The organism is Devosia sp., assembly GCF_035944845.1.
Classification (GTDB): Bacteria; Pseudomonadota; Alphaproteobacteria; order Rhizobiales; family Devosiaceae; genus Devosia_A.
In genome coordinates, this window is record NZ_DASZAW010000075.1 from 1 (window position 1) to 14,069 (window position 14,069).

15 protein-coding genes are annotated in these 14,069 nt (G+C 64.5%); 9 read left to right on the plus strand and 6 right to left on the minus strand.

From position 1 onward, the window contains the following. The first annotated feature begins 53 nt into the window (after window positions 1-53). Window positions 54-1,232: a hypothetical protein gene (locus tag VGV07_RS14820; protein ID WP_326869490.1), complete on the plus strand. Its 1,179-nt coding sequence runs from the start codon at window positions 54-56 to the stop codon at window positions 1,230-1,232. 353 nt (window positions 1,233-1,585) lie between these two features. Continuing rightward, window positions 1,586-1,744, plus strand: a complete 159-nt coding sequence (locus tag VGV07_RS14825) for a hypothetical protein (RefSeq protein ID WP_326869491.1) — start codon at window positions 1,586-1,588, stop codon at window positions 1,742-1,744. Here VGV07_RS14825 and VGV07_RS14830 read toward each other — a convergent pair. The 6 genes from VGV07_RS14830 to tpiA form a co-directional block, all read right to left on the minus strand. Then, window positions 1,741-2,220, minus strand: a complete 480-nt coding sequence (locus tag VGV07_RS14830) for a glutathione peroxidase (RefSeq protein WP_326869492.1) — start codon at window positions 2,218-2,220, stop codon at window positions 1,741-1,743. The two genes, VGV07_RS14825 and VGV07_RS14830, sit on opposite strands and share 4 nt — an antisense overlap. Window positions 2,221-2,359: 139 nt before the next feature. Continuing rightward, entirely contained in the window at window positions 2,360-2,551 is a 192-nt protein-coding gene (locus VGV07_RS14835; RefSeq protein WP_326869493.1) for a DUF4169 family protein, read from the minus strand. Window positions 2,552-2,568: 17 nt separating this feature from the next. Next, a complete protein-coding gene (locus tag VGV07_RS14840) occupies window positions 2,569-3,066 on the minus strand; it encodes a GNAT family N-acetyltransferase (RefSeq protein ID WP_326869494.1) in 498 nt (165 codons plus the stop codon). Next, complete coding sequence (locus VGV07_RS14845; protein WP_326869495.1) at window positions 3,066-4,694, minus strand: CTP synthase; 1,629 nt, start codon at window positions 4,692-4,694, stop codon at window positions 3,066-3,068. Before VGV07_RS14845 ends, VGV07_RS14840 begins: the two co-directional genes overlap by 1 nt. Window positions 4,695-4,819: 125 nt before the next feature. After that, window positions 4,820-5,329: a preprotein translocase subunit SecG gene (gene secG, locus VGV07_RS14850; RefSeq protein WP_326869496.1), complete on the minus strand. Its 510-nt coding sequence runs from the start codon at window positions 5,327-5,329 to the stop codon at window positions 4,820-4,822. A gap of 104 nt (window positions 5,330-5,433) precedes the next feature. Further along, a complete protein-coding gene (gene tpiA / locus VGV07_RS14855) occupies window positions 5,434-6,189 on the minus strand; it encodes a triose-phosphate isomerase (RefSeq protein ID WP_326869497.1) in 756 nt (251 codons plus the stop codon). 133 nt (window positions 6,190-6,322) lie between these two features. Between tpiA and VGV07_RS14860 the strand changes: the two genes are divergently transcribed. From VGV07_RS14860 to glp, 7 genes are all read left to right on the plus strand, one after another. Next, window positions 6,323-8,197, plus strand: a complete 1,875-nt coding sequence (locus VGV07_RS14860) for a peptidylprolyl isomerase (protein ID WP_326869498.1) — start codon at window positions 6,323-6,325, stop codon at window positions 8,195-8,197. Next, window positions 8,194-9,705: an anthranilate synthase component I gene (gene trpE / locus VGV07_RS14865; RefSeq protein ID WP_326869499.1), complete on the plus strand. Its 1,512-nt coding sequence runs from the start codon at window positions 8,194-8,196 to the stop codon at window positions 9,703-9,705. Before VGV07_RS14860 ends, trpE begins: the two co-directional genes overlap by 4 nt. 168 nt (window positions 9,706-9,873) lie before the next feature. Next, window positions 9,874-10,470, plus strand: a complete 597-nt coding sequence (locus VGV07_RS14870; RefSeq protein WP_326869500.1) for an aminodeoxychorismate/anthranilate synthase component II — start codon at window positions 9,874-9,876, stop codon at window positions 10,468-10,470. After that, window positions 10,467-11,486, plus strand: coding sequence for an anthranilate phosphoribosyltransferase (trpD, locus tag VGV07_RS14875; RefSeq protein WP_414649956.1), 1,020 nt, complete (start codon window positions 10,467-10,469; stop codon window positions 11,484-11,486). Before VGV07_RS14870 ends, trpD begins: the two co-directional genes overlap by 4 nt. Window positions 11,487-11,489: 3 nt before the next feature. Further along, window positions 11,490-12,281, plus strand: coding sequence for an indole-3-glycerol phosphate synthase TrpC (gene trpC, locus VGV07_RS14880; protein ID WP_326869502.1), 792 nt, complete (start codon window positions 11,490-11,492; stop codon window positions 12,279-12,281). Next, the gene (gene moaC, locus VGV07_RS14885; protein ID WP_326869503.1) at window positions 12,281-12,745 is read left to right on the plus strand and encodes a cyclic pyranopterin monophosphate synthase MoaC; all 465 of its coding nucleotides are present in this window, start codon (window positions 12,281-12,283) and stop codon (window positions 12,743-12,745) included. The genes trpC and moaC overlap by 1 nt, the downstream gene beginning before the upstream one ends. Beyond that, window positions 12,742-13,947: a gephyrin-like molybdotransferase Glp gene (gene glp, locus VGV07_RS14890; RefSeq protein ID WP_326869504.1), complete on the plus strand. Its 1,206-nt coding sequence runs from the start codon at window positions 12,742-12,744 to the stop codon at window positions 13,945-13,947. Before moaC ends, glp begins: the two co-directional genes overlap by 4 nt. The last annotated feature ends 122 nt before the right edge of the window (window positions 13,948-14,069 follow it).

Consider the following 14,069-nt stretch of genomic DNA (forward strand, 5'->3'; position numbering starts at 1 on the left):
TTTTCTGCCCCGAGGACCTTCTCGTACAAGACCCCTGAAAGGTTAGCCGCCCAATGACTGAGCCGACCACGGTCTACACCAACACGTCGCAGCTTATCGCCAGCGAGGAGCCGGATTTTCCGAGCTTCCTGTTCTCCAAAAGGGAACTGCACCGGGCGACCAAGGTGTTCAAGAAGGGGTTTGACGGCCTGCTGACCTATGCGGTCAAGTGCAACCCGTCGCCGCACATCATCAGGCAGCTGCATGAAGAGGGCCTCAAGGCCTTCGATGTCGCCTCCAACATGGAGATGGAGCTGGTCCGCGATCACGCCCCAGGCGCGGCAATGCACTACAACAACCCGATCAAGAACAAGCGCGAGATCGAACGCGCTTATGAGGAGTTCGGGGTCCGCTCGTTCACCATCGACCACCCGCAGCAGCTCGACCAGCTGGCAGCGGTGGTCTCGCCGTCGCGCGACATCGAGGTGACCACGCGCTTCAAGGCCGGCAAGGCGCTGAAATCCTACGATTTCGGCATCAAGTTCGGCGTCATGCAGGACGGCGCCGCCGAGATCGTCAAACTCGTCGACCAGATGGGCTACACGCCGTCGCTCTGCTTCCATGTCGGCTCGCAATGCGAGGACGTCTACGCCTATGAGCGCCACATCGCGGCAGCCGCCAAGATCGCCGAGGAATCGGGCATCGAGCTGAAGCGCCTCAACATCGGCGGCGGCTACCCGGCCCCCTACCCGACCTCCGAAGCCCCGCCGATGGACTATTATTTCGAGACCATCTCGCAGGCGCTGAAGGACAACTTCGCCGGCTCCAAGCCCGAGCTGATTATCGAGCCGGGCCGTGCGTTGGTGACGTCCTCCACTTCGCTGTTGCTGCGTGTAAAGCACCAGCGCGGCGGGCAATCGGTGTATCTCAACGATGGCGCCTACGGCTCGCTGATGGAAGTGAAGTTCATGCACTTCACCCCGCCGACCCGGGTGTGGCGCGGTCCCCGCCTGCACGACAATGACGGCGAGTTCTCCGATTTCACCGTGTGGGGTCCGACCTGCGACAGCTACGACGTGCTGCCGCAGATCTTCACCCTGCCCTCGGACGTCGATGAGGACGACTGGATCGAGTTCGGCCTGATGGGCGCCTATACCCAGGCGTCGCTGACCCCGTTCAACGGCTTCTGGCGCCGCGACCAGTACTGGGTGGACGAAGTCTACACCGGCAAGGACATGCAGCCGGCCGAGTGATCGCACGGCGGAACTGATTGGGCCCGGTGAGCGAAAGCTTGCCGGGCTTTTTGTTTGTGTCCACGATCTCTCTGCCATCTCCCCCCTTGCGGGGGAGAATGGAATTTCTTGGGCTTAGCGCCCTTCGCTAAGCCTTAGAAATTCCAAGAGAGGGGAAACTGGAGGGCACGGCGGCTCCCCACGTCCCCCTCTCTGGCGAAACTAAGGACTTAGCTCCGCTAAGCCCAAGTTTTCGCTTTCTCCCCCGCCAAGGGGGAGATGGGGGCCGGTGAGTCGGGCAAACTTGAGCCCCCTATCCACCTCCCCCCAACAGGCATATCCTCCCCCTCAGCAACCCAAACGAGGTGGCGAAGATGCCGGGTGGGGTAGTCTTGGCTGTGGTGGTGCTCCTGGGCTTTGCGGCCTGGGGCGCGGTGCTGTTCTGGCGTGGGCGGGTCGTTGATCGTGCGGCCGAGCACCAGGCCCGGCACGAGACGCGTGCCGAGCGTCGGCGCCTGCATCACAAGAGCTAAAGCAGCTTCTCGATTGACGCGGCCAGATCCGCCGGCTCCGTCGCCGAGGCGAAGCGCTGGACGTTATTGCCGCTGCGATCGACCAGGAACTTGGTGAAGTTCCACGGGATCAGCTGCACGCCGAGCAGTCCTGGCGCCTTGCGGCGCAGCCACTGGTAGAGCGGCAGCGCACCGCGGCCATTCACCGTCACCTTGCCGAAGATCGGGAAGGTAACGTTGTAGTTGAGGTCGCAAAAGGCGGCGATTTCCGCCTCTGTGCCGGGTTCCTGCTCGCCGAACTGGTTGCAGGGGAAGCCGAGAACGACGAGGCCGCGGTCCTTGTAGGTTTCGTAGAGCTTTTCGAGCCCGGCATATTGCGGCGTGAAACCGCATTTGCTGGCGACGTTGACCACCAGCACCACCTTGTCGCGGTAATCGGCGAGCGACTGCGTCTTGCCGCCGAGCAGCGGGGCGGAAAAGTCATAAAGTGAGGTCAAGGCAGCATCTCCGATCAAGGCAATATGGCTGCCCTAACCGCATAGCTGCAGCATGTGCCGGCGCATTTCAAGCAACAGGTTTGTAACTGTCGGGACGATCGCGCCTGGTCCGGCTCGTTCGCGAGGCCAGCCGAGCTTCCTAACGCTCGGAGTCCTCGGGCTCTACACGATGGGCATCGATCCGCCGGGTCTCGAGCGCCCCCTTGGCCTCTTCGAGCTGCCGCTCGGCCTTGGTCCGGCCGAACTTGATCCGGTTCGCTGCCGCCGTTTGCTCCTTGACGACACGCGCCTTGGCCTTGCGGGCTTTCGAGAGGGAGAGGATTTCGGCCATGACGGGAGCTCCGAAGCTCAACTGGGGCGCGGCAGCGCCAGATAGACACTGTGGCACCATTCGTCGCCGAGCAGGAAGGTGTTCTCGGCGGTGCCGGTGACGGTGAAGCCGAGCTTCTGCAACAGGTTCAGCGACGCACTGTTGCGCGGGTCGACATCGGCTTTGATGGCATCGACCGGGTGGGTGGCAAAGGCATAGTCGAGAAAGGCCCGTGCGGCTTCGGTACCGATCCCCTGCCCCCAGGCATCGGGATGGAGGATGAAGCCGAACTCCGGCAGCTTCCAGATGCCGATATTGCCGATGACCCGGCCGTCCCGCTCGATCACCCACTCGTCACGATTGGCGAGGCCGCTGAAGAACTGGTCGGCGAACCACTTCTCGGTCACCTCAAGCGATGCATGCGGCAGCGTTGCCCAGTATCGCATGGCCTCGGGCGACGACAGGATCGGATGGAAGGCAGCCAGATCAGCCGGAACCGCCCGGCGCAGAACCAGCCGCGCCGTGCGGATTTCCATCAGACCAGCCGGCTCTGTTCCTTTGCCGCCTCGATGAAGCTGGCAAAGAGCGGGTGCGGCTCAAACGGCTTCGACTTCAGCTCTGGGTGGAACTGCACACCGATGAACCACGGGTGATCGGTGCGCTCGACGATCTCGGGCAGCTTGCCGTCGGGCGAGACGCCGGAGAACAGGAGGCCATTGGCCTCGAGCACCTTGCGGTAGTTCATGTTCACTTCATAGCGGTGGCGATGCCGCTCGGTGATCCGGGTCGAGCCATAGATATCGGCGACGCGAGACCCCTTGGCGAGCTGCGCCGGGTAGGAGCCGAGCCGCATGGTGCCGCCGAGATCCGTTTCGGAACTGCGCGTAACCTGCTCGTTACCCTTGGTCCATTCGGTCATGATGCCGACGATCGGTTCCTTGGTCGGGCCGAACTCGGTGGAATTGGCGTTCTTGATGCCGGCAGTGTTCCGCGCCGCCTCGATGCAGGCCATCTGCATGCCGAAGCAGATGCCGAAATACGGCACATCCTTCAGGCGCGCGAAGCGGGCCGCCTGGATCTTGCCGGCCGAACCGCGCTCGCCGAAGCCGCCTGGCACCAGGATGCCGTGGATGTGCTCGAGATAGGGGGCCGGATCCTCGTGCTCGAAGATCTCGGAATCGATCCAGTTGAGGTTGACCTTCACCCGGTTGGCGATGCCGCCATGCACCAGGGCTTCGCTGAGCGACTTATAGGCGTCCTTGAGGCCGGTATACTTGCCGACGATAGCGATGTTGACCTCGCCCTCGGGGTTATGCAGGCGGGTCGAGACGTCTTCCCACGCCGTGAGGTCCGGCGCCGGTGCGTCTTCGATGCCGAAAGCGGCGAGCACTTCGCGGTCGAGGCCTTCCTTGTGGTAGGCAAGCGGCACGTCGTAGATCGAAGCGACGTCGAGGCCCTGGATCACCGCGCTCTCGCGCACGTTGCAGAACAGCGCCAGCTTCTTGCGCTCCGACTGCGGAATCGGGCGATCGCAGCGGATCAGCAGGATGTCCGGCGCGATGCCGATCGAACGGAGCGTCGCCACCGAGTGCTGCGTCGGCTTGGTCTTCAGCTCACCCGCCGATGGGATGAACGGCATCAGCGTCAGATGCATGTAAATGGCGTGGCCGCGCGGCAGGTCGTTGCCGAACTGACGGATCGCCTCGAAGAACGGCAGGCCCTCGATATCACCCACGGTGCCGCCGACTTCGACGAGCACGAAGTCGAAGTCCTCGTTGCCCTCGCGGATGAAATCCTTGATGGCGTCAGTGACGTGCGGGATCACCTGCACGGTGGCGCCGAGATAGTCGCCGCGGCGCTCCTTGGCGATGATGTCGGAATAGATGCGGCCGGTGGTGACGTTGTCGCGCTTGTTGGCGTGCCGGCCGGTGAAGCGTTCGTAATGGCCGAGATCGAGGTCGGTTTCCGCCCCGTCGTCAGTGACGAACACCTCGCCATGCTGGGTAGGCGACATCGTGCCCGGATCGACGTTGAGATAGGGGTCGAGCTTGCGGAGGCGGACTTTGTAGCCACGCGCTTGCAGCACCGCGCCGAGCGCCGCGGATGCAAGGCCTTTGCCCAAGGAGGAAACCACGCCACCGGTGATGAAAACGTACCGAGCCATGGGCCTTTATCCTATTCGGTCGAAGTTCTGATTCTCAAGAGTGCTGCCGATCACGAACGGCACCCCACACAAAAAGAAGAAGGGGATGTTGCCATCCCCTTCCCCGGTTCGCTGTCGCGGCGGCCTCAGTTGGCGGGCGCCGCTGGTTGTTCTGTCGTCGCCGGCGCTGCCGGAGTTTCCGCAGCGGGTGCCGTTTCGGCGGGCACCGGCAGGTCGGAACCAGCAGCCGGCGCCTCGGTCGTGGACGACGGAGACGTCGTGGTGGCGGGAGCCGGAGCGGTCGTAGTGTCGGTCGGCACCGGCAGGTCACCCGAGCTCTGCTGCTGCAGCTGCTGCAGTGCATCGAGTACGGTCGTCGGCGCGGCATCTCCGCCCTCGCTGGCACGGTCGAGGATCGAACTGGTGCCTCGATCGACCGAAGAGAGAATCGTCAGAGCGATGGCCGAAGCGAAGAACAGCGCCGCTAGGATGGCCGTGGTACGGGTCAGCAGGTTCGCCGAACCGCGGACGGAAATCAGCCCGTTAGCGTTCGAGGTACCCATGCCCAACCCGCCGCCCTCGGACCGCTGCAGCAGGATCACTGCAATCAGCGCGAGCACGATCAGGAGATAGGCGACGATCAGGACGTTGGCCATTGGACCTTCAGGCTTTCGATATCGGTTTGGCGCGCCTTCTACACGCGCGCCACGACAAATGCCAGCGCCATCCGCCGCCTTTCTATCGGCGCCGGATGCCTGTTTCAGAGAGCCGAGATAATGGCGTGGAAGTCGTTTGCCAAGAGGCTTGCACCGCCGACCAGCCCGCCATTGACGTTGGAGATGCGCAGGATCTCGCTGGCATTGGACGGCTTCATCGACCCGCCATAGAGAATCCGGACCACCGCACCGCGCTCGCCGAACCGCGATTTCAGCTGCTCGCGGATGGCGTCGTGCATCTGGGCAATGTCGCTTGACGTGGGCGTGCGCCCGGTGCCGATCGCCCAGACCGGCTCGTAGGCGATGACGATGTCGTGACCCGACCAGTCATCCGGCACCGAGCCTTCGAGCTGCCCGATGACGACGGCAACGGCCTTGCCCGCGTCGCGCTCGGCTTCGGTTTCTCCCACGCAGATGATCGGCACCAGTCCCGAAGCGTGCGCGGCGAGCGCCTTCTGCTGCACCAGCCCGTCGGTCTCGCCGTGGTTGGTGCGGCGTTCGGAGTGTCCGACGATCACATACTGCGCCCCGGCATCGGCAAGCATCTGCGCGCTGACGTCGCCGGTATGGGCGCCATTGGCCGCCGTGTGACAGTCCTGCCCACCCGTCACGATGCCGGCGGGGGAGGCCAGTTCGTTGAGCCGCTCCAATAGAGTCGCGGGCGGGCAGATCACCACCGTGCCCCGCGGGCCGGCGCCATCGGCAAGGAGCGCAGCGAGCTTCTGCACCTCGCCGAGCGAGGCCGAAGTGCCGTTCATCTTCCAGTTGCCCGCGATCAGCGGCGTTATCTCTGCCGTCACCTTGACGCTCCTTCTACTTGCCTAATGTGGGAGTTTCCCATAACCCCCGTCCCGATGTGCCTTGCGGCACAAACTCGACCCTGTCTAGTATCCGCCGCCCGCCGGGGAGGCGGTTGTTGTTGGATTTGTCTCGATGCTCGATAGCTTCCGCCACCTGACCAAGACCTGGTTTGGCAAAATTCTCGGCGCCTTTCTGATTGTCGGCCTGGCGGGGTTCGGTATTTCGAACGTCATCACCGGCTTTGGCACCAATACGGTGGCGACCGTCGCCGGCCAGGATATTTCGGTGCGCGACTACCAGCGCGCCTACGATAGTCAGGTCAATGCGGTGGCTCAGCAGATCGGCCGTGTGCCCACGGTCGAGGAAGCTGTCGCCTTTGGCGTTCCCGGCATGGTGCTGAACCGGCTGGCCGGCGAAGCGGCCGTCAACAAGCTCGGCGAGGATCTTGGTCTCGGTGTCTCCGAGGATCGCCTCGGCAAGATGTTGCGCGAGGACCCGAGCTTTTCGAGCGCGCTCGGCTCGTTCGATCGCAACAATTTTCTGCGCGTCCTGCAGCAGAATGGCTTCACCGAAGCTGAGTATTTTGACCTCCAGACCAAGGCGGCGCGTCGCCAGCAGCTGGTGAGCGGCCTGCTCTCCGGGGCGCCGGCGCCGGCGACGGCGACCGACCTGCTGTCGCGCTTTTCCGGCGACACCCGCACTGTCGACTACTTCGTCCTCAACGCGCAGGCCCTGCCCCCGGTTGCCGAGCCGACCGAAGAAGAGCTGGCGACCTACCTCAAGGACAACCAGGCGAAGTTCCGCACCAAGGCGACACGCACGGTAGAACTGCTGGCGCTGTCGCCCGATGCGATCGCCGCCACCAAGACCATCTCGGACGAGGATATCGCCGCCGAGTACGAGCGCACCAAAGCGAGCCGGGTGAAGATCGAGCGCCGCACCGTCAAGCAGGTCGTGCTCAATACGCCCGAACTCGAGAAGGCTTTCACCGACGGAAAGGCCGCCGGCACGCCCTTTGCCGACGTTCTGGCTGCCAGCGGCGCCACTGCCCAGGACCTGGGCAATCTTGCCAAGACTGAAATCACCGACTCAAGCCTCGCCGACTCGGCCTTCGGGCTGGCGTTGAACGACTACGTCATCATCGAGGGGATCGGCTCGAAGCGCGCCGTCACCGTTTCCGCGATCGAGCCGGGCGGTGAGATCAGCCTCGAGGACGCCAAGGCCGATATCGCCAGGCAACTGGCGCTGACCCAGGCCCGCAACGAGTACACCGATGTGCTCGACCAGATCGAAGAACTGCGCGCCGCCTTCAAGCCGTTGCCCGAGATCGCCGATCGCTTCGGCCTCAAGACGGTCACCCTTCCGCTGACCGAGGCTGGGGTTGAACTCGCCAACGACCCCGATGTCGGCGCCGAGGATGCGCAGCGCATCGCCACCGCCGTATTCAAGGCCGAGCAGGGTAACCTCGCTCCGACCATTCAGTTGAGTTCGACCCGCAATGTATGGTTTGACCTCAAGCAGGTGGACGAGGCGCGCGACCAGACACTCGACGAGGTCCGCGACGCAGTGGTCGCCGCCTGGACCGACGCCAAGACCGACGAAGCTGTCGCTGCGGAAGTCACCAAGCTTCTCGATCAGGTGAAGGCCGGCACCGCGTTCGTCGATGTTGCTGCCAGCATCGGCCAGTTCCCGATCCTCAGCCAGCCGCTGAAGCGCGCCGGCGACGGCACCACCGTGCTGAACCAGACTGTCGCCAATGAAATCTTCAATGGCGGCCCGACGCATTTCGGCTCGGCCGTGAACGGCGATGGCGACCACGTGGTGTTCCAGGTGGTCGAGGTGAACCAGGGGACCGCTGATCAGACGGCCGACATCAGGAAGTTCGTCGAGGAATCGAGCCGCGATGCGCTCTACAGCGACCTGCTGACCGGGCTGAAAGCCGAGGCCGGCATGCGGATCAACGAGCAGGTTCTGAGGCAACTCACCGATACCGGCGCGCTGCAATGACCGCTGACGACCAGTATGGCGCCTTCGCGGCCGGGTATGACGCCGGCCGCGCCCAGATCGTCTTCCGGCGCGTCGTCGCTGACCTCGAAACCCCGATCGGCGCCTACCTGAAGCTCGCCGAAGGCCGGAAGAACACCTTCCTGCTCGAGAGCGTGCAGGATGGCGCGACGGTCGGGCGCTATTCGATGATCGGGTTCGACCCGGACATCATCCTCAAGGTCGAAAGTGGCCAGGCGAGCATCAATCGCAACGCCGGCCTGACACCTGAGGCTTTCACGCCGGTCAGCGAGCCACCACTCGATGTACTGCGCGCCCTGGTGGCCGAGAGCCAGGCCGAGGTGCCCGCCGGCCTGCCTTCGACCGCCGCCGGCATCTACGGCTATCTCGGCTACGACATGGTGCGCCAGATGGAGGTGTTGCCGGACCGCCACGAGGATCCGCTCGGGTTTCCCGAGGCAATCCTGATGCGGCCGACAGTTCTCGCCGTATTCGACACGCTGAAGGACGAGCTCTACCTCACCGCGCCCGTCTATATCCGCCCGGGCATGACGGCTAAGCAGGCCTGGGAAAGCGCGCAGAACCGCATCGACGATGCCGTCGGCCGCATGGGGCGCACCCTGCCCTATACCGCGACGCCGCCCGACATCGACTCCATTGCGGTGAAATCCAACACCACGGTCGCCGAGTACGCGCGGATGGTCGAGGACGCCAAGGAGTACATCCGGGCCGGCGACATCTTCCAGGTAGTGTTGAGCCAGCGCTTCGAGGCGGAATTCACCCTGCCGCCGACGGCTCTCTATCGCGCGCTGCGCCGCACCAACCCCTCGCCCTACATGTACATGCTGGATTTCGGAGATTTCGCCGTCGCCGGCTCGAGCCCGGAAATCCTGGTCAAAGTGCAGGATGGCAAGGTCAACATCCGCCCCATTGCCGGTACCCGCAAACGCGGCGCCACGCCGACGCGCGACAAGGAACTGGCGGACGAACTGCTGAGCGATCCCAAGGAACTGGCCGAGCACCTGATGCTGCTCGATCTGGGCCGCAACGATGTCGGCCGGGTGGCGAAGATCGGTAGCGTCGAGGTTACCGACAAGTTCTTCCTCGAGTACTACTCGCACGTCATGCACATCGTTTCGAACGTCGTGGGCGACCTCGATCCGAAATACGATTTCGTCGATGCGCTCGCCGCCGGTTTCCCGGCCGGGACCGTGTCGGGAGCGCCCAAGGTGCGGGCGATGGAGATCATCGACGAACTGGAGAAATCGCGCCGCGGTATCTATGGCGGCTGCGTCGGCTATTTCGGCGCCGACGGCACCATGGACACCTGCATCGTGCTGCGCACCGCCATCGTCGCAAAGGGCAAGATCTACGTGCAGTCGGGCGCCGGCATCGTTGCCGACAGCAAGGCCGAGCTCGAGCAGCTCGAATGCGAGAACAAGGCGCGCGCCCTGTTCAGCGCCGCCGAAGAGGCGCTCCGCTATGCCGGCGAAGCGCGGGTCGGCCAATGAACGCGCTACGATGGCGGGGCTTGGTCGGTAGATGCAGCCACCACTGAGTCATTCCCGCGAAAGCGGGAATCTCTGTTTACCGGGTCCTCGGCTGGCATCGAAAACGGAGATTCCGGCTTTCGCGGGAATGACCCGGTGATAGAAGGGCTACAGGGAGCAAGTGGCCGAATGAAACTCCTCGTCATCGATAACTACGACAGCTTCACCTACAACCTCGTCCATTTCCTGGGCGAACTGGGCGGCGAGTCCGAGGTGTGGCGCAATGACAAGATCACCCTCGATCAGGTCGCGGACATCGCGCCCGAGGCGATCGTGCTGTCCCCTGGTCCGGCGACCCCGGACACCGCCGGTATCTGCCTCAGCCTGATCGACCGCTTTGCGCCGACCACGCCGATCCTCGGGGTGTGTCTTGGACACCAGGCGCTTGGTCAGGCGATGGGCGGCGAAGTGATCCGCGCCCCGCACCTGATGCACGGCAAGACTTCGAAGATCAATCACAGCGGCAAGGGCCTGTTCCGCGGGCTCAATTCCGGCTTCGAGGCAACGCGCTACCACTCGCTGATCGTCCGGCCGCAGAGCCTGCCGAACGTGTTGGAGGTCACCGCTTCCACCGATGACGGCTTGATCATGGGCATGCAGCACCGGCACTATCCGAGCCACGGCGTGCAGTTCCACCCCGAGAGCATCGCGTCGGAGAACGGGCACGCCATCCTGCAGAACTTCCTCAACCTTGCCCGCGACTTCAACCTCAGGAAGGCCGCGTGATGGACATCAAGGGAGCTCTCAACAAGATCGCCTCGCGCCAGGATCTGACCGGCGAAGAGATGCGCGGCGTGATGACGATCATCATGGACGGCGAGGCGACACCGAGCCAGATCGGCGCGTTCCTGATGGGCATGCGGGTGAAGGGCGAGACGGTCGGCGAGATCGCCGCAGCGGTCTCCATCCTCCGCGCCAAGATGGTACCGGTGACGGTCGATGCGCCGGACAGCATCATCGATATCGTCGGTACCGGCGGCGACGGCGCAAAGACGCTCAACATCTCGACCGCCACCTCGATCGTCGCTGCAGCGGCCGGCATCCCGGTGGCCAAGCACGGCAACCGGGCGCTGAGCTCGAATTCCGGTGCGTCCGACGTCCTGCAGGCGCTCGGCATCAAGATCGATATCGGGCCGGACAAGATCAGCCAGTGCGTCCGCGAAGCCGGCATCGGTTTCATGTTTGCCCCGGCGCACCACCCGGCGATGAAGCATGTCGGCCCCACCCGCATGGAGATGGGCACGCGGACGATGTTCAACCTGCTCGGTCCGCAGTCCAATCCGGCTGGCGCGCGCCGCTACATACTCGGCGTCTACGACAAGAAATGGGTCGAGCCGATCGCGGCAGCGCTGCTCGCCAACCGCGCCATTTCGGCCTGGGTCGTGCATGGTGCCGATGGGCTCGACGAGCTCTCGACCACCGGCCCGAGCTTCGTCGCCTCGATCAAGGGCGGGGACCTGCGCAGCTTCGAGATCACCCCCGAGGATGCCGGCCTGCCGCGCGCCACCATGGCCGACCTCAAGGGCGCCGACCCGGCCTACAACGCCTCGCGCCTGCGCGGGCTGCTGGATGGGGTCAAAGACCCCTATCGCGACATCGTGCTGCTCAATGCCGCCGCCGCTTTCATCGTCGCCGGCCGCGCCGACACGCTGAAGCTGGGCGCCGAACTCGCGGCGCGCGAAATCGATTCCGGCCGCGCCAAAGCCACACTCGACAAACTCATTTCCGTATCGAACAGCTGAGCCATGTCCGACATCCTCTCGCAGATCGAAGTCTACAAACGCGAGGAAATCGCCGCGGCGAAAACCCTCCGGCCCTGGAACGAAGTGGTCGCCGAGGCGCATGACGCGCCGCCGGTTCGGCGCTTCCTCTCGGCGCTGAAGAAGAAGCGGGCCGACAACCAGTTCGCGCTGATCGCCGAGGTGAAGAAGGCGAGCCCGTCCAAGGGCCTGATCCGCCCGGACTTCAATCCGGCCGAAATCGCCCGGGCCTACGAACTGGGCGGAGCGGCTTGCCTCTCCGTGCTCACCGATCGGCCAAGCTTCCAGGGCGCGCCGGGCTACCTGATCGAAGCGCGCAACGCCACCAAGCTCCCGGTGCTGCGCAAGGATTTCCTGTTCGAGACCTACCAGGTGGCCGAGAGCCGGGCCTGGGGGGCCGACTGCATCCTGATCATCCTCGCTGCGGTCAACGACGATACGGCCCGCTACCTGCTCGACGCCGCCGAGGAGTGGCGGATGGATGCGCTGGTGGAAGTGCACGACCAGGTCGAGCTCGACCGGGCGCTGGGGTTGAATGCCGAGTTCATCGGCATCAACAACCGGAACCTCCGCACCTTCGAGACGACGCTCAACACCTCGGTGACGCTCGCCGGCGGCGTGCCGCAGGGCGTGCATCTGGTATCGGAGAGCGGCGTCAACACTCATGCCGACCTGATGAAGCTCGAGCATGTCGGGATTGGCACATTCCTTGTCGGCGAGAGCCTGATGCGCCAGGACGACGTCACCGCCGCAACCATCAAGCTGCTGCACGGCTGATGGCGCTCACCCACCTCAACCAGCGTGGGGAAGCGCATATCGTCGATATCGGCGACAAGGCCGCGACGCGCCGCCGCGCAGTGGCGACAGCAAGGCTGGAGGCTAAGCCCGAGACGGTAGCGTTGATCCTCGGCGGTGAGCTGAAAAAGGGCGACGCGCTGGCGGTGGCCCGCATCGCCGGCATCATGGCGGCAAAGAAAACCTCCGAACTGATACCGCTTTGCCACCCGATCCCGCTCACCAAGGTGAGTGTGGAGATCGAAGGCAACGGCCCTGCCCTGCTGGTGACCGCAACGGCCGAGACGACAGCGCAGACCGGCGTCGAGATGGAAGCAATGACTGCGGCTTCGGTTGCGGCGCTGACGCTCTACGACATGGCCAAGTCGCATGATCGCGCCATGCGCGTCACCGCCATTCAGCTCGAACAGAAGTCGGGCGGCAAGTCGGGTGATTTCCACCGATGATGCCGGTCGACGAAGCCATCGAGCGCATCTTCAGGAAGCTCCCGGTGCTGGGCAGCGAGAATGTGCCGCTGGCGCGGGCGCATAACCGGGTGCTGGCCCAGCCTTTGGTGGCTCGGCATAGCCAGCCGCCGTTCGATGCCAGCGCCATGGACGGCTATGCCGTGCGCGCGGCCGAGGTGACGCTGGGCCGGCCGCTCAAGCTCGCCGGTACCTCGCAAGCTGGCGCCCGTTTCGTCGGCATGATGGAGCATGGCCAATGCGTCCGCATCTTCACCGGAGCGCCGCTGCCAATCGGCGCCGATGCGGTGATCATGCAGGAGGAGGCGACGGCCAAGGGCAACCAGATCAGCTTCGAGAAGGTGACCAAGCCCGGCCAGAGCGTTCGCAAGCAGGGTTTTGATTTCAAGCGCGGCGCCGAGCTGCTGCCATCAGGCGTGGCGCTGACCCCGGCGATGCTGAACCTCGCGGCTTCGGCCAACCACCCGACATTGACCGTGACGCGCCGCCCCCGGATTGCCGTGCTGGCGACTGGTGACGAACTGGTGGCGCCCGGCACACCACTTGGGCCGGACCAGATCATCGCCTCCAACAGCTATGGGCTGATCCCCCTGCTGGCGCCCTGGGCCGAGCAGGTGATCGACCTCGGCATCGTCGCCGACGACAAGTTGAAGCTCGAGGCTGCCCTGCTCGGCGCCTTCGACCAGGGCGTCGACATGCTGGTCACCACCGGTGGCGCCAGCGTCGGCGAGCGCGACTATGTGCAGGAGGTGCTGCGCGACCTCGGCGTCGACGTGGATTTCTGGAAGCTGAGGATGCGTCCCGGCAAGCCGTTGATGTTCGGAACCCGCGGCAAGACGCTGGTGTTCGGCCTGCCGGGCAATCCGGTCTCGGCCCTGGTGACGGCGACAGTAATCCTCAAGCCGGCGCTGCGAGCCCTCACCGGTCATATCGATCCGTTCTGGCCGCGCATCGGTGTCCCTACCCTGCTCGGCCTGCCGCCGAACGGACCCCGCCGGCACTTCATGCGCGCAACGCTCAGCCGCAACGATATCGGTTTCATGCAGGTCGAGCCGATCTTCGAGACGGACTCGAGCCATTCCACCTCGCTGGCCCTCGCCGATGCTCTGATCGTCGTGCCAGAGGATACGCCCGGCGTGCCGCCCGGCGAGATCGTCGACGTAATTCCCCTCAGCTGGGGCTGAAGGAATCGCGGTGCGTGTGCATCCCCGGTTGACCCGCGCGCAGACCCACCGACGTCATCCCCGAACCGGTTGGGATTGGCAGGACTAGTTCGCGCCCGGCGAGGTAAGAGCATCGCATTGCA

Excerpts from the sequence above, each read along its gene's own strand:
- VGV07_RS14820 (WP_326869490.1), top strand. The coding sequence starts at position 54 with ATGACTGAGCCGACCACGGTCTACACCAACACGTCGCAGCTTATCGCC.
- VGV07_RS14825 (WP_326869491.1), top strand. The coding sequence starts at position 1,586 with ATGCCGGGTGGGGTAGTCTTGGCTGTGGTGGTGCTCCTGGGCTTTGCG.
- VGV07_RS14835 (WP_326869493.1), bottom strand. The coding sequence starts at position 2,551 with ATGGCCGAAATCCTCTCCCTCTCGAAAGCCCGCAAGGCCAAGGCGCGT.
- VGV07_RS14840 (WP_326869494.1), bottom strand. The coding sequence starts at position 3,066 with ATGGAAATCCGCACGGCGCGGCTGGTTCTGCGCCGGGCGGTTCCGGCT.
- VGV07_RS14845 (WP_326869495.1), bottom strand. The coding sequence starts at position 4,694 with ATGGCTCGGTACGTTTTCATCACCGGTGGCGTGGTTTCCTCCTTGGGC.
- secG (WP_326869496.1), bottom strand. The coding sequence starts at position 5,329 with ATGGCCAACGTCCTGATCGTCGCCTATCTCCTGATCGTGCTCGCGCTG.
- VGV07_RS14860 (WP_326869498.1), top strand. The coding sequence starts at position 6,323 with ATGCTCGATAGCTTCCGCCACCTGACCAAGACCTGGTTTGGCAAAATT.
- trpE (WP_326869499.1), top strand. The coding sequence starts at position 8,194 with ATGACCGCTGACGACCAGTATGGCGCCTTCGCGGCCGGGTATGACGCC.
- VGV07_RS14870 (WP_326869500.1), top strand. The coding sequence starts at position 9,874 with ATGAAACTCCTCGTCATCGATAACTACGACAGCTTCACCTACAACCTC.
- trpC (WP_326869502.1), top strand. The coding sequence starts at position 11,490 with ATGTCCGACATCCTCTCGCAGATCGAAGTCTACAAACGCGAGGAAATC.
- moaC (WP_326869503.1), top strand. The coding sequence starts at position 12,281 with ATGGCGCTCACCCACCTCAACCAGCGTGGGGAAGCGCATATCGTCGAT.
- glp (WP_326869504.1), top strand. The coding sequence starts at position 12,742 with ATGATGCCGGTCGACGAAGCCATCGAGCGCATCTTCAGGAAGCTCCCG.